The organism is Gephyromycinifex aptenodytis, from assembly GCF_012277275.1.
GTDB classification, from domain to species: Bacteria; Actinomycetota; Actinomycetes; order Actinomycetales; family Dermatophilaceae; genus Gephyromycinifex; species Gephyromycinifex aptenodytis.
Genome location: NZ_CP051155.1, coordinates 1,827,022 through 1,853,516 on the forward strand (window position 1 = coordinate 1,827,022; position 26,495 = coordinate 1,853,516).

General features: G+C 68.7%; 21 protein-coding genes. 18 read left to right on the forward strand and 3 right to left on the reverse strand.

Translation table 11 applies throughout. From position 1 onward, the window contains the following. Positions 1–153 precede the first annotated feature (153 nt). The 10 genes from G9V96_RS07990 to G9V96_RS08035 are packed head-to-tail and all read left to right on the forward strand — an operon-like array spanning position 154 to position 13,482. Entirely contained in the window at positions 154–1,377 is a 1,224-nt protein-coding gene (locus tag G9V96_RS07990; RefSeq protein ID WP_168582553.1) for a toxic anion resistance protein, read from the forward strand. Positions 1,378–1,435: 58 nt separating this feature from the next. Further along, a complete protein-coding gene (locus G9V96_RS07995; RefSeq protein ID WP_210424361.1) occupies positions 1,436–2,119 on the forward strand; it encodes a hypothetical protein in 684 nt (227 codons plus the stop codon). 46 nt (positions 2,120–2,165) lie between these two features. After that, positions 2,166–3,989: an AAA family ATPase gene (locus tag G9V96_RS08000; RefSeq protein WP_168582554.1), complete on the forward strand. Its 1,824-nt coding sequence runs from the start codon at positions 2,166–2,168 to the stop codon at positions 3,987–3,989. Then, positions 3,986–4,927 carry a hypothetical protein gene (locus G9V96_RS08005; protein WP_168582555.1) on the forward strand — a complete coding sequence of 314 codons (942 nt, stop codon included), beginning with the start codon at positions 3,986–3,988 and terminating at the stop codon, positions 4,925–4,927. Before G9V96_RS08000 ends, G9V96_RS08005 begins: the two co-directional genes overlap by 4 nt. Next, positions 4,924–6,045, forward strand: a complete 1,122-nt coding sequence (locus G9V96_RS08010) for a hypothetical protein (protein WP_168582556.1) — start codon at positions 4,924–4,926, stop codon at positions 6,043–6,045. The genes G9V96_RS08005 and G9V96_RS08010 overlap by 4 nt, the downstream gene beginning before the upstream one ends. Then, the gene (locus tag G9V96_RS08015; RefSeq protein ID WP_168582557.1) at positions 6,045–8,309 is read left to right on the forward strand and encodes a serine/threonine-protein kinase; all 2,265 of its coding nucleotides are present in this window, start codon (positions 6,045–6,047) and stop codon (positions 8,307–8,309) included. Before G9V96_RS08010 ends, G9V96_RS08015 begins: the two co-directional genes overlap by 1 nt. Then, on the forward strand, positions 8,306–10,015 hold the full coding sequence (locus G9V96_RS08020) for a PP2C family protein-serine/threonine phosphatase (RefSeq protein WP_168582558.1): 1,710 nt from the start codon (positions 8,306–8,308) through the stop codon (positions 10,013–10,015). Before G9V96_RS08015 ends, G9V96_RS08020 begins: the two co-directional genes overlap by 4 nt. After that, complete coding sequence (locus G9V96_RS08025) at positions 10,008–11,285, forward strand: VWA domain-containing protein (protein WP_168582559.1); 1,278 nt, start codon at positions 10,008–10,010, stop codon at positions 11,283–11,285. The genes G9V96_RS08020 and G9V96_RS08025 overlap by 8 nt, the downstream gene beginning before the upstream one ends. After that, entirely contained in the window at positions 11,282–12,466 is a 1,185-nt protein-coding gene (locus tag G9V96_RS08030) for an FHA domain-containing protein (RefSeq protein WP_168582560.1), read from the forward strand. The genes G9V96_RS08025 and G9V96_RS08030 overlap by 4 nt, the downstream gene beginning before the upstream one ends. Then, a complete protein-coding gene (locus tag G9V96_RS08035) occupies positions 12,463–13,482 on the forward strand; it encodes an endonuclease/exonuclease/phosphatase family protein (RefSeq protein ID WP_168582561.1) in 1,020 nt (339 codons plus the stop codon). The genes G9V96_RS08030 and G9V96_RS08035 overlap by 4 nt, the downstream gene beginning before the upstream one ends. An 89-nt stretch (positions 13,483–13,571) precedes the next feature. Here G9V96_RS08035 and G9V96_RS08040 read toward each other — a convergent pair whose 3' ends face one another. Further along, a complete protein-coding gene (locus G9V96_RS08040) occupies positions 13,572–14,234 on the reverse strand; it encodes a class I SAM-dependent methyltransferase (RefSeq protein ID WP_168582562.1) in 663 nt (220 codons plus the stop codon). Between the two features lie 318 nt (positions 14,235–14,552). On the opposite strand from G9V96_RS08040, the gene G9V96_RS08045 reads away from it, so the two are divergent. The 8 genes from G9V96_RS08045 to purB all read left to right on the forward strand — a co-directional run bounded on the left by G9V96_RS08045 (position 14,553) and on the right by purB (position 24,766). Continuing rightward, positions 14,553–16,091: a cytochrome ubiquinol oxidase subunit I gene (locus tag G9V96_RS08045; RefSeq protein ID WP_168582563.1), complete on the forward strand. Its 1,539-nt coding sequence runs from the start codon at positions 14,553–14,555 to the stop codon at positions 16,089–16,091. A 17-nt stretch (positions 16,092–16,108) separates the two neighbouring features. After that, on the forward strand, positions 16,109–17,203 hold the full coding sequence (gene cydB, locus G9V96_RS08050; protein WP_168582564.1) for a cytochrome d ubiquinol oxidase subunit II: 1,095 nt from the start codon (positions 16,109–16,111) through the stop codon (positions 17,201–17,203). A 133-nt stretch (positions 17,204–17,336) separates the two neighbouring features. Continuing rightward, positions 17,337–18,947: a thiol reductant ABC exporter subunit CydD gene (gene cydD, locus G9V96_RS08055; RefSeq protein ID WP_168582565.1), complete on the forward strand. Its 1,611-nt coding sequence runs from the start codon at positions 17,337–17,339 to the stop codon at positions 18,945–18,947. A gap of 130 nt (positions 18,948–19,077) precedes the next feature. Next, positions 19,078–20,748 carry a thiol reductant ABC exporter subunit CydC gene (gene cydC / locus G9V96_RS08060; protein ID WP_168582566.1) on the forward strand — a complete coding sequence of 557 codons (1,671 nt, stop codon included), beginning with the start codon at positions 19,078–19,080 and terminating at the stop codon, positions 20,746–20,748. Then, positions 20,748–21,641 (forward strand): N-acetylmuramoyl-L-alanine amidase, encoded by an 894-nt coding sequence (locus G9V96_RS08065; protein WP_168582567.1) that lies wholly within the window; start codon positions 20,748–20,750, stop codon positions 21,639–21,641. The genes cydC and G9V96_RS08065 overlap by 1 nt, the downstream gene beginning before the upstream one ends. Positions 21,642–22,039: 398 nt before the next feature. Further along, on the forward strand, positions 22,040–22,702 hold the full coding sequence (locus G9V96_RS08070) for a DUF4282 domain-containing protein (protein WP_168582568.1): 663 nt from the start codon (positions 22,040–22,042) through the stop codon (positions 22,700–22,702). 128 nt (positions 22,703–22,830) lie between these two features. Continuing rightward, positions 22,831–23,331: a low molecular weight protein-tyrosine-phosphatase gene (locus tag G9V96_RS08075; protein ID WP_168582569.1), complete on the forward strand. Its 501-nt coding sequence runs from the start codon at positions 22,831–22,833 to the stop codon at positions 23,329–23,331. A 25-nt stretch (positions 23,332–23,356) separates the two neighbouring features. After that, positions 23,357–24,766 carry an adenylosuccinate lyase gene (gene purB, locus G9V96_RS08080; RefSeq protein WP_168582570.1) on the forward strand — a complete coding sequence of 470 codons (1,410 nt, stop codon included), beginning with the start codon at positions 23,357–23,359 and terminating at the stop codon, positions 24,764–24,766. A gap of 85 nt (positions 24,767–24,851) precedes the next feature. Here purB and G9V96_RS08085 read toward each other — a convergent pair whose 3' ends face one another. After that, positions 24,852–25,493 (reverse strand): VOC family protein, encoded by a 642-nt coding sequence (locus G9V96_RS08085; protein WP_168582571.1) that lies wholly within the window; start codon positions 25,491–25,493, stop codon positions 24,852–24,854. Between the two features lie 174 nt (positions 25,494–25,667). Further along, complete coding sequence (locus G9V96_RS08090) at positions 25,668–26,474, reverse strand: TrmH family RNA methyltransferase (RefSeq protein WP_168582572.1); 807 nt, start codon at positions 26,472–26,474, stop codon at positions 25,668–25,670. Positions 26,475–26,495: the final 21 nt, after the last annotated feature.

Below are 26,495 nucleotides of genomic sequence, written 5' to 3' on the forward strand. Positions count from 1 at the left end.
CACTTTCTCGGATACCCACCGGATAGCCGGGTTGTGCACGGTTCGTTGGACGTGGTCAGGGGTAACCGTTTGAATGGAGAGACAGCACTGGGGGCCGCACGACCACGAGACCCCACCTCGGAGTGCCCTCCGAGTACCGGCGAAGGAGATCGCATGACCGAGCAGTTGCAGCCCCCGCCCGGGATGGAGGCGGCACCGCCGCTGACCCTCGAAGCGCCCGCGCCCGCCCAACCCATCGCAGCCACCGCCGCGCCGAAGATGGCCCCGGCGGTGCCGCCAGAGGCGCTCCCGGCCTTGGACGCCAAGGTCGAGGGGTACTTGTCGAGCCTGACCAGCGCAGCCCCCAAGTCCCCCGACTTCGAGCGGCGCGCCGCTGACGTACGCACCATGGGTGACGCCGACATCCGGGCCGCCGCCGAGACCTCCAACCGACTGTTGAAGTCCCCCGTCAAGGCGCTGAAGGAGGGGGCCGTCAGCCAGGAGAGCAAGGTCGGGGCCACCCTGCTGGAACTGCGCCGCACCGTGGAGGATCTGGACCCCAGCCAGGCCAAGGGTCCTAAGAAGCTGCTGGGAATGATCCCCTTCGGCGAAAAGGTCACCGACTACTTCCGCAAGTACGAGTCGGCTCAGGGTCACATCGACGGCATCCTGCATGCACTCAAGAGCGGCCAGGACGAGCTGCAGCGCGACAACGCGGCGCTCAACATGGAGAAGCAGAATCTGTGGGGCTCGATGGCCCGGCTCAACCAGTACGTCTACATCGCCGAGCGACTCGATGCGCGACTGACGGCCCAGATCGCCGAACTGGATACGACCGACCCCGAGCGGGCCAAGGCCATGCGCGAAGACGTGCTGTTCTATGTGCGCCAGAAGCACCAGGACCTGCTCACCCAGCTCGCCGTCTCGATCCAGAACTACCTGGCCATCGACATCGTCATCAAGAACAACATCGAGCTCATCAAGGGTGTCGATCGCGCTTCGACGACGACGGTCTCGGCGCTGCGCACCGCCGTCATCGTGGCCCAGGCCCTGAACAACCAGCGCCTCGTGCTCGAACAGATCACCGCCTTGAACACCACGACGAGCAACCTCATCGAGCGCACCTCGGTGATGCTGCGCGATCAGTCGGTAGCCATTCAGGAGCAGGCCGCCAGCGCCACCATCGGGCTGCCCCAGTTGCAGGCCGCCTTCCAGAACATCTACGCGACCATGGACTCCATCGACGAGTTCAAGGTGCGCGCGCTGGACTCGATGGCCCAGACGATCGGGGTGTTGGAGACCGAGGTCGACAAGTCCCGTTCCTACCTGGAACGGGTCAAGAAGACCGACGAGCGGCAAGCAACCGGCTCTTTGGACCTGGGGCTCGACAAGCTGTAAAGCACGGTGGTGCCTCGCTTGGTGTGGGCGCGGACACGAACGGGAACGGAGACTACGGATGGCGCTCGGCGATTTCCTCGCCCGCTTGGGTGGGCGCGGCGAAGAGCAGTCCGCGGAACTGGAACGCGAAAGCTATCCGGGCCCGCCCACTGCGGCAGACCTGCGCGCGGCTTTGGAACGCACGGAGGGTCTTGTGGACGGCGGCGCAGTCCCCTCCCCGGTGGTTGCCCGGGTTCGCCGAATCACTGCCGTGGTGCGCGACACCATCCCCCGACTGGAAGTCATCGGCACCGGCAGCGACCGCGGCTATTCAGTGATGGCTACCGCTACCGACTATCTGCCCGAAGCGGTGGGTGGCTACCTGCGTCTGCCGCGCCGCTTCGCCGACACCCGCCCCGTGGACGGCGGCAAAACCTCCCTGATGGTGTTGGTCGATCAGCTCGATCTGCTCGGCGCCACCATGGACCAGGTCTTCGACGCGGTCTGCCGCGACGACGCCAACGCCCTGGTAGTTCACGGACGGTTCCTGGCCGAGAAGTTCGGACATGCCTCCTCCGGCGGCCAGCTCGAAGTGAACCTCGAGGGCGCGGTGCCGCCGCCGCAGGAACTGCCTGGCAGCGCGGACAGTGCCGAAGCGCTGCCCGCCCCAGCCTTTGGGGACGGCGATGCCGACGACACCGCCCCAGCGGCGGATCCGGCGGCGATCGAACCGCTGGCCCCACCCGCGGGCTCTGCACGGTGAACCCCACCTTGCCTGCGTTCTACTTCCCTGCGGCTTCAGGAGCACGATGAGCACCGATAAACCCACCGGGGCCTCCCTGCCGGCAGCGCTGAACGCGCTGGTGGCCGTCGGTGTCGCGGCCGGACTGGACGAGAGCGCGGTGCGCGACGAGGGCCGCAAGCTCGCCGCCTCCGTGCTGGAGACCGCGCGTCCCTCGGGGGTGCACGTCGGCTGGCGCGAGGTGATGGGCGGGTCCGTTCAGGATTTCTTCGACGATGCCTCCCGCGGTCGCCGGTTCGCTTCCGGCCCGACGCCGCTGCTGGCCATCCTGACGGCGCAGAACCCGCACCATGCCGGCGCCTACGCGGCGGCGCTGACCGAGGTCGCCACCGCGGCCTGCACGATCGCCGGGGCTGGGCCGGAAGCGGTGGGCAAGGCGCACCTGTCGGCCCAGGCTCAATTGCAGACGGCGGGGGTGCACACCGGCGGCGATGCCACGGCGGGGCTGCTCCCGCCGCAACCGCTGTCGCCCACCCAGCCCGCAGGGGACGGCTCAAGCCTGGACCTGCAGCCCTCCCCTTCGTTCCCGACGCCGACGCTGACCGGTTCAGCCGTCCTGGATCAGCTCGGTGCCATCACCCGCGCCACCCGGGAACTGCTCGGCTCCCGCTTCCCCGGCGAAGCCCCCCGCCCTGATGCTGCGGGGTTTCCCGGCGCGGCCTCTGCCGCGCCCTATGACCCGATAACGCCGGGGATGCCATCGACGCCCTCCGGTTCACCGGACTCCTCAGGCGCGCCGCTGACGGGCAGCGCCCCTGGCCAGACCGCCAGCGCCGGGGAAGCTGCCACGCCCGCCCCCGCCACCGCTGCGCCCGAGAAGAGCGTGGAGGAATTGCTGACCGAGCTTGACGAACTCATCGGCCTGCGTCGGGTCAAGCGGGAAGTGCACAAACAGGTCGCCATGCTCAAGGTGGACGCCAAACGGCGGGAGGCGGGGCTGAAGAATGCCACCCTCACCCGGCATCTGGTGTTCGTGGGCAACCCCGGCACCGGCAAGACCACGGTGGCCCGGTTGATCGGCGGGATTTATCACGCGCTCGGCATGCTCTCCACGGGCCAGTTGATCGAGGTGGACCGCTCCGAACTCGTCGCGGGCTACCTCGGCCAGACCGCAGCCAAGACCGCAGAGGTCGTGCAGTCCGCGGTAGGCGGTGTGCTGTTCATCGACGAGGCCTACACCCTCACCGGGGATCAGTACGGGCAGGAGGCCGTGGACACGCTGGTCAAAGAGATGGAGGACAAGCGCGACGAACTCGTCGTCATCGTTGCGGGTTATCCCGCCCCGATGCAGCGCTTCATCGACACCAACCCCGGCCTGTCCAGTCGATTCCGCACCACGATCACCTTCGATGACTACAGCGACGATGAGATCACCGCGATCTTGCAGGCCTTGGCCCGCAAGAACGACTACGACCTGGCTGAGCCAGCCCTGACTCGATTCCGGGAGATCCTGGCGGCCACCCCGCGCGACGAGACCTTCGGTAATGGACGGTTCGCCCGCAACATGCTCGAAGGGGCCATTGGGCGCCACGCCTGGCGCTTGCAGGACCTGCAGGACCCCAGCACCGAGCAACTGCGCACGATCGAGATGATCGATCTGGAAGAGCACGAAGACGAGGACACCAGCAGCCCGATCGAGGCCGCGCCGAACCAGGACCGCCGCCGCGAGCGCGCTGCCGCGGCCACCGGAGCAGGGCTGAGCGGCGACGACAGCAGCGAACCGAGCACTGCTGGCGCGGTGACCGGCGCCATTGAGGCGGGCCAGATAGACCTCGCAGCACCGGCAAGCCAGGAGGCCGCGCGCAACAAGGACACCCAGGAGAGCCGATGAGCGGATCTTCACCCGCGGCGGGCATGGCCGCCCCGGCCCGACCCAGCACCGTCGCCACGCCCGCCTCGGCCAGTGTCTCCGCGCCCCGGGTCTCCCAGCAGCGCGTACCCCGAGTCCAACCCAGCACCACGGCCAGCCGGTTGCGGGTGCTGGGGGCGGCTTCGGTGCTCATCTGCACCCTTAACGGGGCCGCCGGCTACCTCACTCTGGACAGTGACGTGGCGAGCACTGCGGCGGCCGCCAGCGAGCAAGGCGAACGACTGGCCAGCCTGGACACCTCGGTGGACAAGCTGCGTTCCGAAACCGATGCCATCCTGGCCGGCGGCAAAGCGGCCACGGACACCTCTTCGAGTTACGACGCCGCCCTGTCCAGCTTGACCCGCGAGGTCAGTTATGCCTCCTCCAACGGCGAAGCCAATGCCGAGGAGTACGCCTCGATCCACGCCGCGCTCACCCGCTATGCCACCACCATCGAGCGGGCCCGGGTGGCGGCCGCAGCCGGCAAACCCACCACCGAACTCGCCCGAGACGCCGAGACCCTGCTGGCGCAGGACGTCCAGGCCCCGCTGGGACAGCTGCGCCAAAGCACGACCGAACTGGCGGAACGCTCCCAGGCTGGTTCTGCAGCGCTGACCGGATTCCTTGGATTGACGACGCTGCTCAGCCTGCTGACTCTGATCGGCGGCTCCGGGTGGCTGGCGCTCAAGACCCACCGCATCATCAACCCGCCGCTGGTCGGGGCCATCTTGCTCAGCGCCGGAGTCTCCTCGGTGGCAGCCGCGAGCATCCCGGCAGCCGCGACGATCGCCCCCTACGTCGTAGCGCTGCGTGGCCTGGCCCACCTGCCTGCCGTCGGGCCGTTGCTGCTCCTAGGCGGCTTGGGTGCGGGCGCCTTGGCCTGGGGCGGCATTTCGCAACGGTTGAGGGAGTACCGATGAGCTCACAGTTCGCGGTAGCACCGCAGGCGCCGGGATCGCTGGGCGATGACATCCCCGCCCCGGAGCTGATGGCCTACCTGCAAGCGCTGGGCTCCTGGCGTGACCGGCGCCGTGGCGAGTTGGACCTGCTCGATGAGGCTTCCCTGCGGGCGCCCGATCGGGACGCTTTGACCGGCGACGTCCTGCTGTCGATGGCGTTGTGGAAGTCCGTCGCCGAACGACACGACCTCATCCTGGCTACCTGGGACTCCGGCCGAGTGCTGCCCGCGGACCGACGTCGTATTTCGACGCTCATCTGGGGGCGGCTGGACCACAAGGCGGGCGAAGGCAACGCCTTCGCCGTCTCGCTGCCTGAGGCGTGCCGACTCTCGGACTCACTTGCGTCCTCGTTGCGGGCCCGCCTGCACCTGGAAGGGTCCGAACCCGATGTGGCCCGGCGTATCCGCGACCTGCGCGCGGCGGTGGAACGGATCCGCGACTTGGTCGCCGACCTGCCGCGGCCGCGCCGCTCAACAGCCCAGGGAATTCTCGTCGACCTGGACCGGCGACTGGTGGACGTCACCGAGCGGGCACGGCGCGGGGCCGACGTCGGCGGACTGCTCGGGCCGCTGGACCTGGACACCGCCAAAGCCGAACGAGACCTCATCGTCGGTGCAGCGACCCGAACCCGCACCCGCGACGAACAGGTCCGGGCCCTGGAAAGCGTCGAAGACCTCGCCGCACGCGGCCAAGCGGTGCAGCGCCTGGCCGCAACCTGCATCGCCCAGGTGCACCCAGCCCCCCGGTTCGCGGTACCGGACGTCACGGCTCTGGGCGAGCCCCCGGCCGAGCCGGAAGCGTTGACGGCCTATCTGAGCAAGTTGGCCAATGTCGCACGGGCGTTGGACGTCGCTCATTCGGCCTACGCCGGTGCGCTGGAACGCCGCGATGAACTGGCCGAGCAGATCAAGGCAGCCGTGCCGAGCTTGGCGGATCTCGGCGCTGGCCCGCAGGAAGATGCCGCCGAAATCCTGCGGCGCGCGCACGGCGTCCTGGCTGCCCAGCCCACCGACCTCGTGCGGCTGAGCGCGTTGGCTGCCGCCGCGCGCGCTTACCTCAGCGCTGCAGGAGGCCACTGATGAGCGACGCGCGCGCATGCCTGGAGACTGGCTGCCCCGGGCACTACCTCGACGGCTACTGCGACTGGTGCGGCTCCCCGGAACCCGCTGCGGCCACTGCGCCCGCCCCGACCGCCACCGCCGATGTCGGAGCGGGCAGCAGCACCGGCGCGGCACAGGAAGACATCTCGGCGCTGCAGTCCCACCGGGCCGTGGCCACGCCGCGCCCCGGCGGCGCCCCGACCCGCGCCACCGCCATCGGTTCGGCGCGGGCGACCGGTGTGCGGCGCCAGGTTCGTGAGAGTCGCTGGTTGCGTCGCTCCAGCCTTGGCGCAGGGCTGACCCAGGTTCCACCGGCACCCCGGATCGACCCGAGGGCTGCGGTGATGAGCGATCCCCGCGTGCCTGAAGACAAACGCAATTGCCCCAGTTGCGGCGCACCCGTGGGCCGCTCCCACGATGAGTCACCAGGGCGCGAACAGGGTTACTGCCCCAAATGTCGCAACCCGTTCTCCTTCACCCCCAAGCTCTCCGCCGGGGACCTCGTCGCCGGACAGTACGAAGTGGTCGGCTGTCTCGCCCACGGCGGGCTGGGATGGATCTACCTGGCCCGCGACCGCAACGTCTCAAACCGCTGGGTCGTACTCAAGGGCCTGCTCAACGCCGGGGACGCCGACGCGGTCGCCGCTGCCGTGGCCGAGCAGCAGTTCCTCGCCCAAGTCGAGCATCCCCTCATCGTCGAGGTGTACAACGTCGTCACGCACGAGGGCGCGGCGTACACAGTGATGGAGTACGTCGGCGGCGTCTCGCTCAAACAGATCCTCAAGGACCGGCTCGCCGCCAAGGGCAGCTACGACCCGCTGCCGATTGAGCACGCTCTGGCCTACATCATCGAGATCCTGCCGGCCTTCTCCTATCTGCACGACCACGGCCTGCTCTACTGCGACTTCAAGCCCGACAACCTGATCCAGGAAGGTGACGGCGTCAAGCTCATCGACCTGGGCGGGGTACGCCGGATCGACGACCTGGATTCCCCGATCTACGGCACGATCGGCTACCAGGCTCCCGAGGTGGCGGAGCAGGGGCCCTCGATCCCTGGCGACATCTACACCATCGGGCGCACCCTGGTCGTGCTGACCACGGAGTTCCGGGGCTACCAAAGCCGCTACGTCGATTCGTTGCCACCGATCAGCGAGACGCCCGCGTTCCGGGAGAACGACGCCTTCTACCGGCTGGTGGCCAAGGCCTGCGCGCCCGACCCGGCCGACCGATTCGCCACCATCGAGGAACTGCGCGGACAGGCGATGGGCGTGCTGCGCCAGGCCGTCGCCGACCGCCGCGGATCGGGAGCAGCCACCCAGACGGCCGCCAGCTACCACTTCGACGTTCCGATCGTGGCCGGTGAGACGTTCGACTGGTGGGAGCTGCCGGCCATGAAGCCCGACGAGTCGGACTCGATGAACACCTGGCTGCGCAGCCTGCAGGAGCAAGACCCGCAGGCGCGCCTGACGGCCTTGCGAAACGCACCCGAGATCACCCCCGAAGTCGTCTTGGAGATGGGTCGCACGGCCCTTCGAGCCGGGCGCCCGGAACTGGTCGCACAATCCTCAGACGCGCTGCTCTCGCACGACCCGTGGGATTGGCGAGCCGTCTGGCTACTCGGTATCGACGCGCTCGCCCGAGGCGATACCGCCACGGCGACCGACTCCTTCGCGGCCGTCTACCACCAGGTTCCCGGGGAGCTTGCGCCCCGACTCGGTCTCGCGCTCTCGGCGGAAACCGCCGGTCAGAACGAATTGGCCGAGATCTCGTACCTGACCTGTCTACGTACCGACGCGGGCTATGTCGTGGCGTCCGCCTTCGGCCTGGCCCGGGTGCGCGCCGCCCGGGGCGACCACCGCGGGGCGCTGAACGCGATCGAACTCGTCCCGCCGACCAGCGGGGCATACCCGCGAGCGCGCTGGCTGCGGGCGGACTTGATGACCCGCCTCGACGGGGGCCTGCCGACGCTCGTGGAGTCGTTACGCAGCATTTCCACGCTGGTCCTGGAGCCGCGAGCGCGCGCTACCTTCACGGTGCACGTCCTGGAACGTGCCTTGAGCGAGGTGCTCCGCAAGGGCCCCGCCACGGGAGTGAAGCTGGAGGGAGTGCCCGCTGACGAGCCGCATCTGCGGCAGGCGCTGGAACGCGCTTACCGCACCCTTGCCGACTTGACGACAGATTCGGCCGAGCGTCATGACCTGGTCGATAAGGCCAACGCCATCCGTCCTTGGAGTTTCACATGAGCCAACAGACCCCTCCCCCCGGCGAGACTCCCGCACAGGACCCTCGCCCTGATGCCCCCGAGCACGGCCTGACCTTGTCGGCGCCGTCGCTGGCGCCCCGCACCCGTGGCGAGAGGGACGGTAGCGCCGGGGTCGACGCCGCTGGGACAGCGGCCGCGGCTGAGTCCGAGGTAGCGGGCTCCGTGGCGCCCGAGGGCACCGTTGCCCAGACTGAGACCCCACCGGCGCAGCCGACCGCCGCCGGGGCACAGGCCGAAGCTGCCACTGCCGATGACGGTGAAGCAGCCAGGGCCGAGGGCGCCGCACAACCGCCTATCCGGTGCCAGACCTGTGCGGCGCTGGTCGAAGATCATCCTTTCTGTGAACAGTGCGGGGCGTCTCTGCACGTCGGCGACCAAGCAGGCACAGCAGTTCCAGCGGCGGCGCCCACACCGGCGGCCCCGCCTAAGACCGGCCGGGACCAAGGCGGGCTGCTCGTACTCGGCGCCGACCCCGGCACGCTTACCCCCTTGTCCCAGGCGATCCCCGAGGCGGCACCGGCCGGTGAGCCGTGCCCGCAGTGCGGCGGCTCGTTCGCGGACGGCTACTGCGAGAACTGCGGCGCCCCCCAGCCAGATCCGCGCGCTCACCAGGAAAGCAACCCGGCCCCCTGGGTGGCCGGAGTGTGCGACATCGGGGTCCGGCACTCAGGTAACCAGGACGCAATGGCCCTGGACGTCTTCGAGGGCGCACGCGCTGCGCTGATCGTCTGCGACGGCGTCTCCAGCGCAGCCCGCTCCGAAGAGGCCAGCCAAGCTGCCGCTGATGCCGCCTTGGAGGTGCTGGCCGGTGCCACCTCCCGCGGATTGGGGGTGGCCCCTGGTGTCGTCCCCGCGCTGAGCGCGCGATTGACGGCCGCGACGGACGCGGCTGCGCAGGCAGTCGCGCACATCACCGGCGACGTCCCGCACAGTGACATCACCTCGGCCAGCAACCCCTCGTGCACGTTCGTGGCTGCCGTCATCGAAGGTGATGAGGTCGTGGTCGGTTCCGTCGGCGACAGCCGCGCCTATTGGCTGCCAGATGCCGGCGAGCCGATGCGCCTGACCACCGACGACTCCTGGGCCGAGGAGCAGATTCGGTTGGGCGCCAGCCGCGCCGAGGCCGAACGCGGACCGCAGGCGCACACCATCACCCGTTGGCTCGGTGTGGATGCCCCCGATCACACCCCGGTCACCACTGCACTCACCCCGGATCGCCCCGGTTGGCTGCTGCTGTGTTCGGACGGACTCTGGAACTACGCCAGCGAGCCGCAAGCATTGGCCGAGGTGTTCCGTGAGGTCTGCCGCGCCACCGGGGCCGCCCATGCCGACCTCGCCAGCACAGCTGCGGGCACCCGTGACGCCGCCGGCACCGACCTCTCCAGCGGCGCTGTCGCTGCGGAGATGGCTGCCTCCGACGTTGCTGACCAAGACAACCCGCCGTTGGCGCTGGCGCGCGGCCTAGTCGACTGGGCCAACGCCCAGGGCGGGCACGACAACATCACCGTCGCACTGGCCCGGCTGGGCGACGCCGGCGCGCGCGAGACTCGGCCGGCGGCGCAGGAAGGTGAGAGGGTCATCGGTGAGGAGGATCCGCTCGGCACCAACCCCACCATCGTCATCTCCGAGGCCGGATCCGACCCCACGGCACCCACCGTCATCGAGCAGAATGCGAACCATGGCTGACTTCTCCTGCGCCGTCTACCAGAACGAGTTCCTGCCCAGTGGCGGCACCGATGTCCATGCCATCGTCTCGGTGACCTGCTCCGGCGCGGGCGGCGCGGGCCAGGGTATCTCCGGGGAAGCCGGCGAGATCATCGTCATCGACACCTCCGGTTCGATGGAGGCAGCGGGGGTGCGCGCGGCCCAGTACGCCGCTGCCGCCGCGCTGGATCAGATCCTGGACGGGGTCTGGTTCGCTGTCGTAGCGGGCAACCACCAGGCGCGGTTGTGTTACCCCGACGGGTACACGGCTGCAATGGTGCCGATGTCGCCCCAGACCCGGCTGGCCGCCAAGCGTTCCCTCGGCCAGCTCTACGCCGACGGTGGCACCGCGATGGGCACCTGGCTGCTGGCCGCGGCGCAGTTGTTCGACACCGTGCCCTCCTTGACCCAGAAGCACGTCATTCTGCTCACCGACGGCGAGAACCAGCACGAGACCCCTGAGCAACTCACCAGCGCCATCAATTCAGTTCGTGGCCGGTTCCAAGCCGATTGCCGCGGCCTGGGCGCGGCCTGGCAGGTCGATGAGGTGCGCCGGATCGCCCAGGCCCTGCTCGGCACGGTCGACCTCATCCCACGCCGCGAAGACATGGCAGCCGAGTTCGAATCACTGATGCGCACCTCCATGGGGCGCGGGGTAGCCGAGGCCTCGCTGCAGGTCTGGGCGCCGCAGGGCGCCGAAATCCTCTTCGTGCGTCAGGTCTCCCCCAACCTTGAAGACATGACCTCCCGTCGGCAGCAGGTCAACCCGCTCACCGGCGCCTACCCCACCGGCTCCTGGGGAGATGAGACCCGCGAATATCACGTCGCAGTTCGTCTGCCCGCCAAAGTCGTCGGCGCCGAACAGCTCGCGGCACGGGTCCAGCTCGTGGTGGGTGGTCAGCAGGTCACTCAAGGCCTGGTGAAAGCGAAATGGTCCGCCGACGACAGCCTGACCGCCCGGATCAGCCCCGAGGTCGCTCACTACACCGGGCAGACGGAGCTCGCCTCGGCGATCCAGGAGGGCCTGGCCGCGAAGTCCATCGGTGACGACATCACCGCCACCACCAAACTCGGCCGGGCCGTGCAACTGGCGCAGCAGACCGGGGACGAGGCGGCAACCGACCGGCTCCGGCGCGTCGTCGACATCGAGGACGCAGGCACCGGACGGGTGCGACTCAAGCGCAGCGTCGACCGCCTCGATGAGATGGCACTGGACACCGCCTCCACGAAAACCACCCGGGTCAAACGATGAGCAGCACCTGCCCAGCGGGGCATGTCAGCGCTTCCAGCGACTACTGCGACACCTGCGGCTCGCCGATGAACGCCACGGCCCCGCCTGCGCCCAGCGCACCCTCGGCGCCGCAGCCCGACCCGACCCCGACGCAGCAGGAAAGTCTCGCAGCCACGCAGGAATGCCCTAACTGCCGCGCCATCAACCGGGCCAGTGATCTGTTCTGCGAGGTGTGCGGGTACGACTTCACCACCGGAGTGATGCCCCGGCCACCCGAAGGGGAGCCGTCCTTCCTCGATCTCGACCTGCCCGTGCCTACGCCTGAACCTGGCCCGTACGACCCGGCAGACCTGCCGTTGGACCAAGCTGGCCAAACCGATCCGATGGCAGCCGAGCCCACCTCGGCTGCGCAAGCCGAAGCCCCCGACCCGGACGAACCGGCGCAGATTCCAGTGCAGGATCCGCCGGAACCGGGCGCTGCCGAGGCTTCCCCGGGCAGTTCGGCACTGCCCCCGCCGCCGAGCCCCGCCCCGATCGAGGAGTCGTTGCCCGACTCCGAGGTCGAAGAGCCCGAGGACCCTTCCCTGGATCAGGCGCAACCCGTCCTCGCGCCTGCGACTGAGCCGAGGTCCGCTGCCGAGTCGGAGCCGCCCTACCCGGCGGTGGAGCTGCCGAGCTCGGCCAGCTCTGCCGATTCCGAGACGGCCAGCCCTGCGGAGCCGCAGCAGCCCAGCCAGTCGCGCGTCAGTGCTAAACCGGTCAACCGGCCGCCCTCACGCGAGGTGGCCGGGGACTGGGTGGTGGAGATCTGGATCGATCCGCAGTGGTACGCGGTTCAAGACAGTTCCGAGGCCTGCCCTTCGCCTGCACCCCCTGACATCGTGCGGCTCACCGGCTCCCATGCCCTCATCGGGCGACGTTCCTCCTCGCGCGGGGTCACCCCGGACATCGATTGCGGCATCGACACCGGAGTGAGTCGCCGCCAGGCGCTCTTGGCCGGTGACGGTCGGCGGTGGTGGATCGAAGATCTGGAATCCGCCAATGGCACCTATATCGGTGCTGCGGCCGGGCCATTGCCGACGACGCCGCTGGAGGCCGGGCGCCGCGTCGAGATCGACGCCGATGACCGGGTCTACGTCGGCGCCTGGACCCGGTTGGTGGTGCGCCCGGCGACAGAGTCTGAGATCGCCGGACTCGGGTGAGTTCGGCTTCGCGAGCCCCTAAGCGCGCGCGGATCCCGCTGCTGTCCGTGCTGGCCGGGGTAGGTCTCCTCGGTGCGGCGGCCTCCTTCCTGGACGCCCCCGGTGTGGTGCCGCTGTTCCAAGCCCTTGCGCCCACCGTGGGGGCAGTCGGATTGCTCGTCGTCGCGGCGGCCGCTGTCGGCAGGAGGTGGTGGACGGCGTTGGCCGCGGCACTGGCCAGCGCAACCCTCATCGCCCCCGTAGTGGCGTTGCCGCCACCGCCCGCAAGCACGACCGGCCCGCGGCTGTCGGTCTTGGCGATCAACACCCTGTACGGCGGCGCCGACGCCCAACGCATCGTGGACCTGGTCCGAGAGCGCAGGGTCGATGTTCTGGTGCTGACCGAGATTCACACCCCGCTCTGGGATCGGTTGACCCAGCACGGTCTGGCGCGCAGCCTCCCGTATGCCACCGGCCGCAGCGGCGGCGCGGGCGGCACCATCATCGCCACCGCTGAGCCGGTTCGTTGCGTGGATCTACCCGAGTCTGCTCGGTGTGGGCAGGTGGTCACCCGCCCGCGCAACGGTTACGCCGGCCGGGACGCCAGCGGGGACTACAGCTTCGACATGCCGACGGTGCGGCTGGCTGACGGCACCCTGCTGCGCGGGGTTCACGCCTGGTCCCCGCGGTTGGCGCCGTTGGAGCGATGGCACTCCCAGCAGTCAGACCTGGCGGATTGGGTGGGGGCGCACGCCGATGAACCACGACTGGTGATGGCCGGCGATTTCAACGGCAGCATGTCTCACCCTTCCTTCCGCGCCGTGGCGCGCGGGTTCGACCACTCCCCGCGCGGGATGCTGCCGTGGGTTCGCACGTGGCCGCGCTCCCCACAGGCCCCCGGGATCCCGTTCGTGCAGATCGACCACGTTCTGGCGCGCGGCTGGAAAGCGGTGGACCAAGCGGTGCTGCGCGTCGAGGGTTCGGATCATGACGCCGTGTGGTCGCTGTTGGAACGCACGCCACCCCGAAGCGATTAGCCCGACCTTCACCTGCGGAGTCGGCCCGGCTGCGCGAGTGCGCGCAAGGCAGACAGCGCAGCCACCCGGCGGCCTGGACCAGGGGGGGGTCAGCCGAAGGTGACCTCACCCTTGCTCATGTCGCGGCCTTTGAGGCGCAGCAGGCAGTCCCAGGCGATGACGCTGCCGTCATCGGTCTCGATCTCCCTGGCGACCCGGCCGGAACGTTCGACGATGAGGCTGCCGGAAGAGATGTAGTCCTGCAGGTCCTCCTCCACGTCTGCCGCGGTGTAAAGAACCGACTCGTTCTGCGGGCCGCCATACCCCTCGCTCAAGTTCGTCGTATCGTGCCCGACAACCAGCAGCGTGCCGCCGGGGGCCAGCGCGCGCGCCGCGGCACGCATCGCAGGAGTGCGCTCGTACTCCGGTAGGTGCAGATAACACACCAGCACCGCGTCGAACGCTGAGCGCGGCAGCTCGGCCGAGCTGGCATCCTGGCACTGCCAGGTGATGTCGAGTTCGCGCTGATACTCCTGAGCGGCCTTCTCGGCCAAGGACCGTGCCCGATCGAGGGCGACCTGGGAGAAGTCCAGCGCGGTGACACGCCAGCCTTCGCTGGCAAGCCAGATCGCATTGCGGCCTTCGCCTGAGCCCAGATCCAACGCGGTCGAGGGCATGAGGGTGCCGAGTTCCTGCACGACCCAGCGGTTCGGGTCACTTCCCCACACCAGGTTTTCAGCTCGGTATCGCTCGTCCCACGTTTTCGCGTCCATCGTCGTCCTATCGTCGCTGGGCCCTCTGGGGGAACTGCCTTCCCGACAGTGTCACGTATGCGCCAAGGCGATGCACCATGAGACGACCGTCACGTCAAACCCGAATTAATCGGTAATGCAAAGAAATTGGCTTAATTGTCCCAGAGGAACCGCGCCCTAGCAGGACTTTGGTCCTCACGCTACTTAGAGACACTGGTTCATCATTGAAGGGTCACGGTCGAATGGCCGTTCTGTCGACTTGCCCTGGGGGGATGAGGTCGGCGCAGGAGTCCGCAGGCTCCACCATGTCCCCCCTGACCCGTCACCTGGAGACAACGCATGGACGCCCTGGAGCTGGCACGGTGGCAATTCGCCATCACCACGGTCTACCACTTCCTTTTCGTGCCCATCACGATCGGCCTGTCTGCGATCGTCGCGGGGTACCACACCGCATGGGTGCGCACGCATAACCCAGCGATGTACAAGATGACCCGATTCCTGGGCAAGTTGTTCATCATCAACTTCGCCCTCGGGCTGGCCACGGGCATTGTTCAGGAGTTCCAGTTCGGCATGAACTGGTCGGACTACTCCCGCATGGTCGGAGACATCTTCGGCGCACCCCTTGCCTTCGAAGCGCTGCTCACCTTCTTCCTGGAGTCGGTCTTCATCGGCGTCTGGGTCTTCGGTTGGGGCCGTATCCCGGAGAAACTGCACGCCGCCACGATGTGGCTGGTTCACATCGGTACGGTGCTGTCCGCCTTCTTCATCCTGTCCGCGAACTCCTGGATGCAGAACCCCGTCGGCTACCACATCAACCCCGACAACGGCCGCGCCGAGCTCACCGACTTCGTGGCGGTGCTGACGAACAAGGTGCAACTCGTCGCCTTCCCGCACGTCATCACAGCCGCCTACATGACCGCCGGGGGCCTGGTCATGGCGATCTCGCTGTGGCACCTGCGCCGGCTGTCTACCCAGGCCCCGGCCTTGGAGACCATCGAAACCGAGGCGGGTGCCCCCTCCCACGGCAAGGGCCGAGGCGGCGCGCACGCCGCCATCACCGACGGGACGAACTACCGCGAGACGTACCGCAAGGCTGCGCGCGTGGGCGCCATCGTCACCCTCGTCGCCTCGCTGGGCGTCATAGTCACCGGTGACCTGCAGGGCAAGGTGATGACCCAGGTGCAGCCCATGAAGATGGCCGCTGCAGAGGGGGTCTACCAGACCGAAGCTCCCGCGCCGTTCTCCGTCTTCGCCACCGGCAACCTCGAAGGGACCGAGGCGACGCACTGGATCCAGGTGCCCGGTCTGCTGTCCTATCTCGGAAAGGGCAACTTCAGCGCCGAGATCGAGGGCATCAACGACATCAAGGCCGAGTACAAGACCAAGTACGCCGACAGTGCGCTGACCAACGACACGACGACCGAGTTCACGCCGTACGTGCCGGTCGCCTACTGGACGTTCCGCATCATGATCGGTCTGGGCATGCTCGGCACTGCGATGTCACTGCTCACGCTGTGGATCACCCGTAAGAAGGGCGACCTGAAGGTGCTGCGTCCGAAGTGGTGGCACTGGGCCATCATCGCGACGCCGTTCTTCCCGTTGCTGGGCAACTCCTTCGGCTGGATCTTCACCGAGATGGGCCGCCAGCCGTGGGCCGTGCAGGGTGTTCTGCTGACGCGCTTCGGGGTCTCCCCCCGCACCAGCGCGACCGAGGTTCTCATCTCGATGATCGTCTACACGCTGCTGTACGGGGCACTCGCGGTCGTCGAGGTCAAGCTCTTCCTGAAGTACCTACGCCGCGGCGCAGAAGACATCGGCGAGCCGCCGACGTACTCCCACATTGATGACGAGGACCGCCCCCTCGTCTACACCTACTGAGCGAGGCGGACTACATCATGGATCTCGCAGTTCTCTGGTTCATCCTCATCGCTGTCCTATGGATCGGCTATTTCTGCCTCGAGGGCTTCGACTTCGGGGTCGGCATGCTCTTGCCGGTGCTGGGCAAGAGCCGTCTGGACGGGGCGGCCGGCGTCGCGGACACCGAGCGTCGCAAGCGCGTCATGCTCACCGCGATCGGGCCGCACTGGGACGGCAACGAAGTGTGGCTGCTGACGGCGGGCGGCGCGACCTTCGCGGCCTTCCGCGAGTGGTACGCCACCCTGTTCGACGGCTTCTACCTGGCCCTTCTGCTCATCCTGGTCGCCCTCATCGTGCGCGTGCTCGGCTTCGAGTACCGCGGCAAGGGCGAAACGGCGGCCTGGCGTTCCGGCTGGGACAAGATGATCGTCTTCGGCTCGTTCATCCCCGCGCTGCTGTGGGGTGTGGCCTTCGGCAACATCGTCCGCGGCACCCCGTTGCGCATCCGCGAGAACGAGCTGGGGCAGGGCGTTGAGTTCGCCGGCAGCTTCTTCTCGCTGCTCAACCCCTTCGCGCTGGTCGGCGGCCTGACCACGCTGTTCCTCTTCCTGACCCACGGCGCGATCTTCCTGGCGCTGAAGACCGACGGCGACATCCGCCACGACGCTCGCGCCTTGGCGACCAAGCTCGGCGCCGTCGCAGCCCTGTTCGCGGTGGTCTTCCTGGTGTGGACGAACCTGCTCCGGGGCAACACGGGCTCATGGATCCTGTCCGGCGTCGCCGCAGTAACGCTGCTGGCGGCACTGGCTGCCAACCACGTCGGACGTGAAGGCTGGGCCTTCGTCGGCACCTTCATCACCATCCTGGCGGCAGTCGCAGCCTTGTTCACCGCGCTGTTCCCCGACGTCATGCCTTCGACGGCGGACCCGAACGCGACGTTGACCATCGCCAAGGATCACGGCTTCTACGCCGCCAACAGCGCGCTGACGCTGAAAATCATGACCGGCGCGGCACTGGTGTTCACCCCGATCGTCGTTGCCTACCAGGGCTGGACGTACTGGATGTTCCGCAAGCGCCTCACCACCAAGCACATCCCCGGTGTCAGCTCGGCGCCCGAGCGCGTCGAGGCTTGATGGCTGTTGTCAGTTCCGCCCACGGGGGCTTCCGGTTCACCGGAAGCCCCCGTGTTGTGTCTGCCCGCGTCGTGCTGACCGCATGGACGCTTCCTTTTACGCCCGGGCCTGGCGCGCATGGTGAACTGGTCAGATGAGACCGTTCGACGCACGTCTGCTGCGCCTGGCACCTGCCTCGCGAGGGGCTCTGCTGGCGTTGGCGCTGCTGGCCGGGTTATCCGGGCTGGCCGCCATCGCCCAAGCATTCGCGGTCTCGGCCTTGGTCGTCGCCTTGGTCCGGTCCCAACCGCTAAGCGCCCCCATGCTGTGGCTGCTGGCGACGTTCGCGCTGCGCGGCCTGGCCGGGGCCGCCACCGAGGTCGTCGGGGCGCGCGCAGGAGCTGAGGTGTCCACCGAACTGCGGCACGCCCTGGCCAAGGAGTACCTGCACCGCGACGCGGATTCGCGTGGCGAGCCCGGGCAGGCGCTGACGTTGATGAGTCAGGGCGCCACCAGCGTCGAGCCCTATGTCGCCCGGTACCTACCCGCGCTCATCGCGGCCGGGGTCCTGCCGCTGGCGGCCGTCCTGGCGATGGCGATGCTCGACTGGCAGACCGCTCTTATCCCGGTCTTGACGCTGCCGCTGCTGCCGCTGTTCGCTGCACTCATCGGCGCCACCACCGCCGATGCCACCGCGCGACGCTGGAAGGCCCTGGACGCGCTGTCCGGGCACTTCCTCGATGTGATGAAGGGTCTGCCGACCCTGGTGGATTACGGGCGCGCCCACCGACAGAGCTCCACGATTCGCAAGGTCAGTGACGAGCATCGGATCGCCACGGTAGAGACGCTGCGGCTGGCCTTCCTCAGCTCGGCGGCGTTGGAGTTCCTGGCCACGATCTCGGTCGCCATCGTGGCCGTCTGGACCGGCATCGCGCTGGCTCAAGGCCGGATGGAGCTACCGATCGCCCTGACCCTCATCCTGCTCGCCCCCGAGGCGTACTGGCCGATCAGGCGCGTCGGCGCCGAGTTTCACAACGCCGCCGATGGCGCGGCCGCACTGGAGGCGATCGCGGCGGCAGTCGCACCCGCGACACCCGCGACCGAAACGGCAACCGGACAGTCTGAGGCTGCATCGGTGCGCGTCGAAGCGCTCAGCTACCGCTACGAACCAGACCTGCCCCCCGTCATCGAAGACCTGAATCTGCACCTGAGCACCGGCCTGACGGTCCTTGCCGGACCTTCCGGCGCCGGCAAGACGACGATCCTGGACCTACTCGCCGGGCTGCGCCGCCCCAGCACCGGTCGAGTGTCCGCGCCGCGGGCGCACCTGGTCACCCAGCGTCCGTTCCTGGCGCCGACGAGCGTGCGGGAAAATCTTGCGCTGGGCAACCTCGACGCAGCGGGCCGAGCCACCCTCGACGACGCCGCGATGATGGCGGCCCTGGAGCGGGTGGGGCTGGGCTACCTGGTGGCCGAACTGCCCCAGGGTCTGGACACTCCTCTGGGGGATGACGGCTTCGGCGCTTCGGCGGGGCAGCGAGCGCGGCTGGCGCTGGCGCGGGCGCTGCTGTCGAGCGCCCCGCTCATCCTGCTGGATGAACCCACCGCACACCTGGACCCGCTCTCCGAAGAGCTGATCGGGCGAGTCATCGCAGAGCTGGCCCGGGACCGCATCGTGGTGGCGGTCAGCCACCGCGAGCATCTGGCCACCTTGGCCGAACGTGTCATCGAGGTCGTCCCGCAAGCCGTGCGAGGTGGGCAATGATTCGATTCCAGCAGGTCCGCGGCGTGCCCGGCCGAACTCGCCCGGACCTGACCCGTCGCGCCGTGCGGCGTCTGGGCGCGGGCGCCCTCGGCGCAGGCGTCCTGGTCCTGATTCGCCCCCGGAGCGCACAATGAAGAGCAATCCCGACCGCATCCGCTCCGGCCGGACCCGTCGCACCCGACTGCTCATTCCCGGCATCCCCACGGCGGCGCTCATCGGCGGGCTCGCGTTGACCTCCGGGGTTGCCCTCACCGCCTCTTCAGGCTGGCTGATCGTGGCGGCTTCGTTCCGCCCGCAGATCCTCACCTTGATGGCCGTGATCGTTCTGGTGCGTGCTTTCGGGGTGGCCCGGCCGCTACTGCGCTACGTGGAGCGGATCCGCAGCCACGACGCGGCACTGGCGTTCCTGGCCGAACAGCGCGCGTTGACCTACGACCGGTTGGTGCCGCTCACCCCGGCGCGGCTGGGACGGCGCAGTCGCGGGGATCTGCTCGCGGGTGTCGTGGATGACCTGGACGACCTCGCCAACGCCCAGGTGCGCGTGGCGGTGCCGATCGTGGCCCTGCTGGTGGCCGGGATCGCTGCGGCAGTTCTGGATTCGATCATCCTTATCCACTCCGGCCTGGTCATCCTGTCGGCCGTCTGCTTCGCGCTGCTGGTCGGTGTGCTGGATTGGCGCCTGGAGCTGCGCTGGCAGCAGGACGTGGTGACCGCCCGGGCTCGCGTCGGGGAGTTGTCGACGCTGCTGGGCAGCCAGGGCCATGACCTCGCCGCGATCGGTGCCAGTGATCAGGCGTTGGGCTGGCTGGCTGATGCTCAGGTCAAGCTGCAACGCGCTCTCACCCGGCAGGCCTGGGGTCGGGCGCTCGGGGTAGGCCTGTCTCCGCTGGTCGCGGCCGCACATGCCGTGGCCATGGCCTTCGTCGTCCAGCCGTGGGTTGCTGCAGGCATGGCCACACCGTTGGCTGCGCTGCTGGTGCTCACCCCTATCGCGTTGGGCGAAGTGGTCTCGGGGGTCCCGGACGCCGTCGGCGCGCTGGCCCGGGCCCAAGGCAGCGCCCGCCGGTTGGACGCCTTGCTGGCTCAAGAACCTGCCGTGGCCGACGCTGATGTACCCGCCCCCGAACCGGGCACGTCGCCGGTCCTCGCCGCCGCGCAGCCGCCGGCCGTGGTGACCCGAGAGTTGAGCGCCTCCTGGGACCGGACCCGCCCGGCGGTGCACCTGGCTGACCTGGATGTCACCCCCGGTTCATTCGTAGGGATCATCGGTCCCAACGGTTGCGGCAAGTCGACGCTGCTCGCGGTATTGGCCCGGCACCTGGATCCGCGCACCGGAACCTACCGGGTGGGTGATGTCGACGCGCTGGCCACCCCGCCGGCTGCGGTGCGTACTCAACTGGCCATCGTCGATGACGAAACTCACGTCTTCGCCTCCACCGTGCGTGAGAACCTGCGACTGGCCAGTCCGGCAGCCCCGGACGAAGCGATTCTGCGCGCGTTGCGCCTGGCCGGGCTCAGTCCGTGGTTCGAGACCCTGCCGACCGGGCTGGATGAACGTCTCGGCGCGAATGGCCGCGGCGTTTCAGGTGGAGAACGTGCCCGGCTCGGTCTGGCTCGGGCGCTGGTCTCCGAGCGCCCTGTGCTGCTCTTGGACGAGCCGGTCGCTCACCTGGACCATCCCAGCGCGGTCGCCGTATTGGGTGATCTGCTGGAAGCCCGTCATGGCCGTAGCGTTGTCCTGGTGACACACCGCAGCGAAGGATTGTCCGAAGCTGACACCGTGATCGACCTGGGGGATTGATGTCTCGATATTCCGCTTGTGCCCTTCTTGTCTCCTTAACGCTGGGGGGTGCCGCGTTCTCGGCCACCCCGAGCGTGGCGCAGACCCAGCAGCCGAGCATCCATCAGACGCGGGTCCAGCAGGTGGCCACCGGGCAGGGGTCCACCCGAACCTCACCCGATCGCGCACGCGCCCAGCCCACGGCCGCTCCCTCCACCGGTGGAGTGCGGCTGGCACCGACCTCCCGTTCCGGTTCTGCCCGACTGCGTGGGCGGGTCATCGTCATCGACCCCGGCCACAACGGGCGACAGTCCCCCCGGATCATCAAGCGGCTGGTGCCTGCGGGCAACGGCACTCGTAAGGCATGCAACACCACCGGTACTGCTTCCCGATACGGACCCGAGCACGAGTACGCCTTCGATGTGGCGCTGCGCCTGGCCCGCCAGTTGCGCGCCCACGGCGCGACCGTGGTGCTGACCCGTCCCAATGACACCGGAACCGGGCCGTGCGTGAACGAACGGGCCGCTATCGGTAATCGCGCCCGAGCCGATCTGGTGCTGTCCATCCACGCCGACGGCAACACGGCCCGCACCGCGCGGGGCTTCCACATCATCACCTCCACCAGGATGGCTGGCGGGAAGGCAGTCCAGCGCCGTTCGCTGGCCTTCGCCGGGGTGGCCCGTGACGCTTACGCCCGCACGGGCATGCCGACCTCCACCTACACCGGCGGTCGCAGCGCCATCACGCGCCGGTCCGACATTGCCGGCCTGAACCTCTCAACCAGGCCCGCGATCATGTTGGAAGCGGGCAACATGCGCCATCCCACCGATGCCCGGCTGCTCGCCGACTCCCGGTTCCGCCAGCGCACCGCAGCCGCCCTCACCAGCGCCACGGTGCAGACCCTGGGGCGCTGACGGCGGCAGGTGTTCGCGCTGCCACACTGCCGAGGTGACGGCAGATGAGCTGTCGGCGCCCTGGCGCGGCCTTTCAGCATCAGGCGGCGCCCCTCCAGCGGTGGGCTGGCGGCAGCGCTGCCACCGGCCGGTGTGGGCGCTTCCTCCGGGTAGGCTGACAGACCGCCACGGCGACGGCAGCGCAGCCCGCACCCCACCGGCGAACGCTGCGCTGCCGTCGAAGACCGGCTGCACAGTAGGCGCGCGTCCAGTCGGATGTCCTTGCGGGACGCGCCGATTGCGACAGATGTCACCCAGCAGCGGGGTCGAAATCACACCGCACCACCCGGGCAAAGGCGCCGCCCACTCGCGCGCGCCTGTGCGACAGTGGATCAGATATCAGCCAGGAGGTCCCTTCCATGTCCCACAGTGCCGGTTCCTGTGAACCTGACGACCGCGACCGCGCGGGTGGCCGCGACGGCGCTGCCTTCGGCTTCCCGCCTGCGACGAGTTGGGTAGAGCCCGAGGACGTCATTGACGATGCCCCTTCGAGCGGTTGGGGCACCCCGGGACCTCACCTGACCGGCCCGATCCCGCGTATTCGGGCGGTGAGCGCGCCCACCGAGAGCATTGCGCTCACCTCGTCCGGTGCTGCTGGCGCCCCGCCGTCCTCGACCTGGGCCCCGGAGACTCCCGCACCGGCCACCCCCAGCGTGCCCCCGCGATCCGCGCCGCCCCGGGAAAGTGCCGGCGTGCAGGCGTCGGCGTCCAAGGATGACGATGCCCTGACCGTTACCGGCGGCCGCCGCGGCCTGAGTTCGCTGTTGGAGTTCGGTTTCGCCACCCGCGGCACCCGCTCGTTGGTGCCTGCGGTGTACGGGCTGGTCGTTGCCTACGCCGTCCTGGTCTTCGTGCTCGATGTGCTCACCGCCTTGGGTGGGGTCGGGCTCGGGACCATCGCGCTGGACCTGCTGCGTGCGCTGCTCGTCGGAGGCGTCCGTCTGCTGCTCACTCTCGGGCTGGCCCGCATCCTGTGTGAGATGGCGTTGAACGTGCTGGCGCTGGCCGAAAAGGACGGCTAGCCCGCGCCGGAAGGCGGGTCCACAGGAGTCATACCGGATGGTGCCGCCTGGCACCTGCTATCCGGTGGCACCCTGCTCGCCCTCTTCGGCCGGGCGCAGCCGCCCGCACCATGGGCGAGACTGGTCTCATGGCTACTCCCTATACCGTCTGCGTCGTCTGCTCCGGCAACATCTGCCGCTCCCCCATGGGCGAGGTCGTGTTGCGTGCCCGCCTGGAACAGGCTGGTCTTGGCGACCAGGTCGTCGTCGACTCGGCCGGCACCGGGGACTGGCATGTGGGCCGCGGCGCCGACCCGCGCACGGTAGCGGCACTGCAGGCGCGCGGCTATGACGGTTCAGCGCACCGCGCCAAGCAGTTCGCGCGCGAGTGGTACGGGCAGCGCGACCTCATCCTCGTCGCCGACAGCGGCCACCTGCGCGCCATCCAGGCGATGGGCCCGGCCGAAGACGACGCCGCGCATGTGCACCTGTTGCGCTCCTTCGACGTGGACGCCGCCGAATCGGGCGCCGTGGAACTGGACGACCCGTACTACAGCGACGACGCCGCCTTCGGTCGGTGTCTGCGCGAGGTCGAGGCGGCAGCCGACGGTGTCGTTTCCTTCATCAAGGATGAGCTGGCCCGCCGCTGAGGTCTGCGGTGGGAGAATGCCGAGCATGGGTTCCCTCGCTGACATCACACCCCCCATCGCTCTCGGTGCTCTGGACGGGCGGTACCGCCGCGTCGTAGCTCCGCTGGTCGATCATCTGAGTGAAGCGGCGCTCAACCGCGCACGCATCCACGTCGAGGTGGAGTGGCTCATCCACCTGACCCACAGCCAGGTGGTGCCGGGGGTCCGCCAGCTCACCGAGACCGAGATCGCCAAGTTGCGGGGCATCGTCGCGGACTTCGACGCCCAGGCCATCGACGAGCTGGCCCAGATCGAACGCGAGACCGTGCACGACGTGAAAGCGGTGGAGTACTACCTCAAGGCGCGGATGCCCGACATCGTTGGGCAGGACGCCGCGCAACTGAGCGAACTCATCCACTTCTGCTGCACCAGCGAGGACATCAACAACCTCTGTTACGCCCTGCTCGTCAAGGGCGCGGTCCAGACCGTCTGGATGCCCAAGGCCGAAGACCTCCTGGAACAACTCAGCACCATGGCCCACGAGCTGGCAGCGGTGCCGCTGCTCTCGCGCACCCACGGCCAAGCCGCCACGCCCTCGACCCTGGGCAAGGAACTGGCCGTGTTGACCTACCGGCTGCGGCGTCAGCTGCGCCGCGTGGACAGCACCCAGTACCTGGGCAAACTCAACGGGGCCACCGGCACCTACGGGGCGCACCTGGCGGCGGTACCGGAGGCGAACTGGCCGGCGATCAGCCGCACCTTCGTCACCGACCGGCTAGGCCTGTCCTGGAACCCGTTGACCACCCAGATCGAAAGCCACGACTGGCAGGCCGAGCTCTACAGCGACCTGGCCCGGTTCAACCGGATCCTGCACAACCTGTGCACCGATGTCTGGACCTACATCTCAATGGGCTATTTCGCCCAGGTTCGCGGCCAGGGCAGCGTCGGCTCCAGCACCATGCCGCACAAGGTGAACCCGATCCGGTTCGAGAACGCCGAAGCTAACCTCGAGGTGAGCAACGCACTGTTGGATGTGTTGTCCGCAACGCTGGTGCAGTCGCGGCTCCAGCGCGACCTGACCGACTCCTCGATGCAGCGCAACGTCGGTACGGCCATCGGGCACAGCCTGCTCGCGCTCGACAACGTCTCCCGTGGGCTGGCCGGCCTGGACGCCGTGCCTGAGGTGATGGCGGCCGACCTCGACGCCAACTGGGAGGTGCTCGGCGAGCCGATCCAGTCCGCGATGCGCGCGCTGGGCGCGCAAGGCGTCGCCGGGATGGAGAACCCCTACGAACGCCTCAAGGAACTCACTCGCGGGCGCCGCATCAACGGCGAGGACCTGCGTGAGTTCGTCCGCGGGCTCGGCCTGCCCGCCGAAGTCGAGGCGCGGATGCTGGAGCTCACCCCGCAGAGTTACATCGGCTTGGCGCCGCAGTTGGTCGCCGACCACCTCTGAGCTTTCGAGAACGACCGTGGGCCCGCTGGACTCGACGTCCAGCGGGCCCACAGTTGTTGTCTGCGCGGCGGGTCGCCGCTGCACCTCAGATGGTGACGATGCCGTCCGGGGTTTCGAAACTGACCGACATCAGGCCGGCGGTCCCGTGCGGGGCAACGAACGTGAAGTCGATGACGGTCGAGGTGCTGTTCGCAGGCAGGTCCAGCCACTCCCGCACCCGGGTCGGGTCGCCCGCGATGGTGAGCCCCGTGATGGAGACCGTGGGCACTTCGACGATAGCGCGCGAAGGGTGCAGATTCATGTCGTCGAAGCACACGAAGAACGGCAGCTGCGGATCGTTGATGAGCCCGTTGACCCCGAGCTGCTGCCAGGTCAATTCGCGCGAATCGGGGAAGCGTCGCCATCCGGGGACAGCCTTGCGTCCCAGACGCGTCTCGTAGGGGGCGAGGTCGTCCACCCGGACCACCCAACCCAGCCAGCCACCGCCGCGCTCTGAGCAGGCCCGCACGGCCTGACCGAAGGGGGCTTTGTCGGACGCGGGGTGATCCAGCACCTCCACGACCTCGATGTACCGCTCGTGTGCCATCGGAAGGATGACGTTACGGGTGCCGAAGCTGGGGTGAACCCCACCGTTGACAGCTCGTACACCCAGTTGTTCCGCCAGACGATCGGCGGTGGCTCGCACACCATCGTGCTCAGCCGCGTAGGACACATGGTCGACTCGCATGACCTCATCGTGGCATAGCCGCAAGGGCGCTCTGAGCACCTGACCTGACCACCGGGACCTTAGTCAGGTCCACATTGGCAGTCGTGGCGCACCCCGCTGATCGCCGGCTGACCGGGAGCTGGCCCGCCCTACCGGTTCCGCCGCCCGACAGGTCCGCGGTGCGGCCGTTCGACTTCAGCGACGGCGCCGCTGGCGGACCGCTTCGTAGAGAACGACTGCCGCCGAGATGGAGACGTTCAGTGAATCCGCCGCGCCCGCCATCGGAATCCGCACCCGGTGCGTTGCTGCTGCGAGCACCTCCTCGGACAGACCCGTCTGCTCGGCGCCTACCGCGATCGCGACTGGCCCGGTGTAGTCCACATCCGCGTAGTCCAGGTCGGTGTCGGGGGTCGTGGCCACGAGTGTCAGGGCGTTGGTCTTGACCCAAGCCAACATTTCAGCCGTATCGCAGGAAGCGACCGGCACCGAGAACACCGTCCCTTTGGAGCCGCGGACGACGTTGGGGTTGCCCCAGTCGGTGACCGGGTCGGCAGCGAGCATGGCATCGACGCCGGCCGCGTCGGCGGTTCGCAGCATGGCGCCGAGGTTGCCCGGCTTCTCGACGCCTTCGCAGACGAGCACCAGGCCCGCCGTCACGGCGAGTTGATCCAGGGTTCGCTGGGGGGAGGCGACGACCGCGAGCACCCCGTCCGGGCCCTCGCGATAGGCCACCTTTTCGAAGGCAGACCTGGACAGGTGGACGATCTCGCTGCCGCGCTCTCGCACCCGATCCACAAGGTGCTGTTGGCTCTGAGGTTGCCGGAGCAGCTCTGGGCACCAGTAGAGCGTCTGCGGCCTCAACCCCGCATCGAGCGCGAGGGACAACTCGGCGAACCCGTCGATGAGGGTGACGCCCTCGGCGTCGCGGACGCGGCGACGTCGCAACGAGGCCACGTGACGCAGACGCGCGTTGGCGGGGCTGGTGATCTGCAGATCCGGCATGGGCGCATTATCTCGTGACGC

Excerpts from the sequence above, each read along its gene's own strand:
- G9V96_RS07990 (WP_168582553.1), top strand. The coding sequence starts at position 154 with ATGACCGAGCAGTTGCAGCCCCCGCCCGGGATGGAGGCGGCACCGCCG.
- G9V96_RS07995 (WP_210424361.1), top strand. The coding sequence starts at position 1,436 with ATGGCGCTCGGCGATTTCCTCGCCCGCTTGGGTGGGCGCGGCGAAGAG.
- G9V96_RS08000 (WP_168582554.1), top strand. The coding sequence starts at position 2,166 with ATGAGCACCGATAAACCCACCGGGGCCTCCCTGCCGGCAGCGCTGAAC.
- G9V96_RS08005 (WP_168582555.1), top strand. The coding sequence starts at position 3,986 with ATGAGCGGATCTTCACCCGCGGCGGGCATGGCCGCCCCGGCCCGACCC.
- G9V96_RS08010 (WP_168582556.1), top strand. The coding sequence starts at position 4,924 with ATGAGCTCACAGTTCGCGGTAGCACCGCAGGCGCCGGGATCGCTGGGC.
- G9V96_RS08015 (WP_168582557.1), top strand. The coding sequence starts at position 6,045 with ATGAGCGACGCGCGCGCATGCCTGGAGACTGGCTGCCCCGGGCACTAC.
- G9V96_RS08020 (WP_168582558.1), top strand. The coding sequence starts at position 8,306 with ATGAGCCAACAGACCCCTCCCCCCGGCGAGACTCCCGCACAGGACCCT.
- G9V96_RS08025 (WP_168582559.1), top strand. The coding sequence starts at position 10,008 with ATGGCTGACTTCTCCTGCGCCGTCTACCAGAACGAGTTCCTGCCCAGT.
- G9V96_RS08030 (WP_168582560.1), top strand. The coding sequence starts at position 11,282 with ATGAGCAGCACCTGCCCAGCGGGGCATGTCAGCGCTTCCAGCGACTAC.
- G9V96_RS08040 (WP_168582562.1), bottom strand. The coding sequence starts at position 14,234 with ATGGACGCGAAAACGTGGGACGAGCGATACCGAGCTGAAAACCTGGTG.
- G9V96_RS08045 (WP_168582563.1), top strand. The coding sequence starts at position 14,553 with ATGGACGCCCTGGAGCTGGCACGGTGGCAATTCGCCATCACCACGGTC.
- cydB (WP_168582564.1), top strand. The coding sequence starts at position 16,109 with ATGGATCTCGCAGTTCTCTGGTTCATCCTCATCGCTGTCCTATGGATC.
- cydD (WP_168582565.1), top strand. The coding sequence starts at position 17,337 with ATGAGACCGTTCGACGCACGTCTGCTGCGCCTGGCACCTGCCTCGCGA.
- cydC (WP_168582566.1), top strand. The coding sequence starts at position 19,078 with ATGAAGAGCAATCCCGACCGCATCCGCTCCGGCCGGACCCGTCGCACC.
- G9V96_RS08065 (WP_168582567.1), top strand. The coding sequence starts at position 20,748 with ATGTCTCGATATTCCGCTTGTGCCCTTCTTGTCTCCTTAACGCTGGGG.
- G9V96_RS08070 (WP_168582568.1), top strand. The coding sequence starts at position 22,040 with ATGTCCCACAGTGCCGGTTCCTGTGAACCTGACGACCGCGACCGCGCG.
- G9V96_RS08075 (WP_168582569.1), top strand. The coding sequence starts at position 22,831 with ATGGCTACTCCCTATACCGTCTGCGTCGTCTGCTCCGGCAACATCTGC.
- purB (WP_168582570.1), top strand. The coding sequence starts at position 23,357 with ATGGGTTCCCTCGCTGACATCACACCCCCCATCGCTCTCGGTGCTCTG.
- G9V96_RS08085 (WP_168582571.1), bottom strand. The coding sequence starts at position 25,493 with ATGCGAGTCGACCATGTGTCCTACGCGGCTGAGCACGATGGTGTGCGA.
- G9V96_RS08090 (WP_168582572.1), bottom strand. The coding sequence starts at position 26,474 with ATGCCGGATCTGCAGATCACCAGCCCCGCCAACGCGCGTCTGCGTCAC.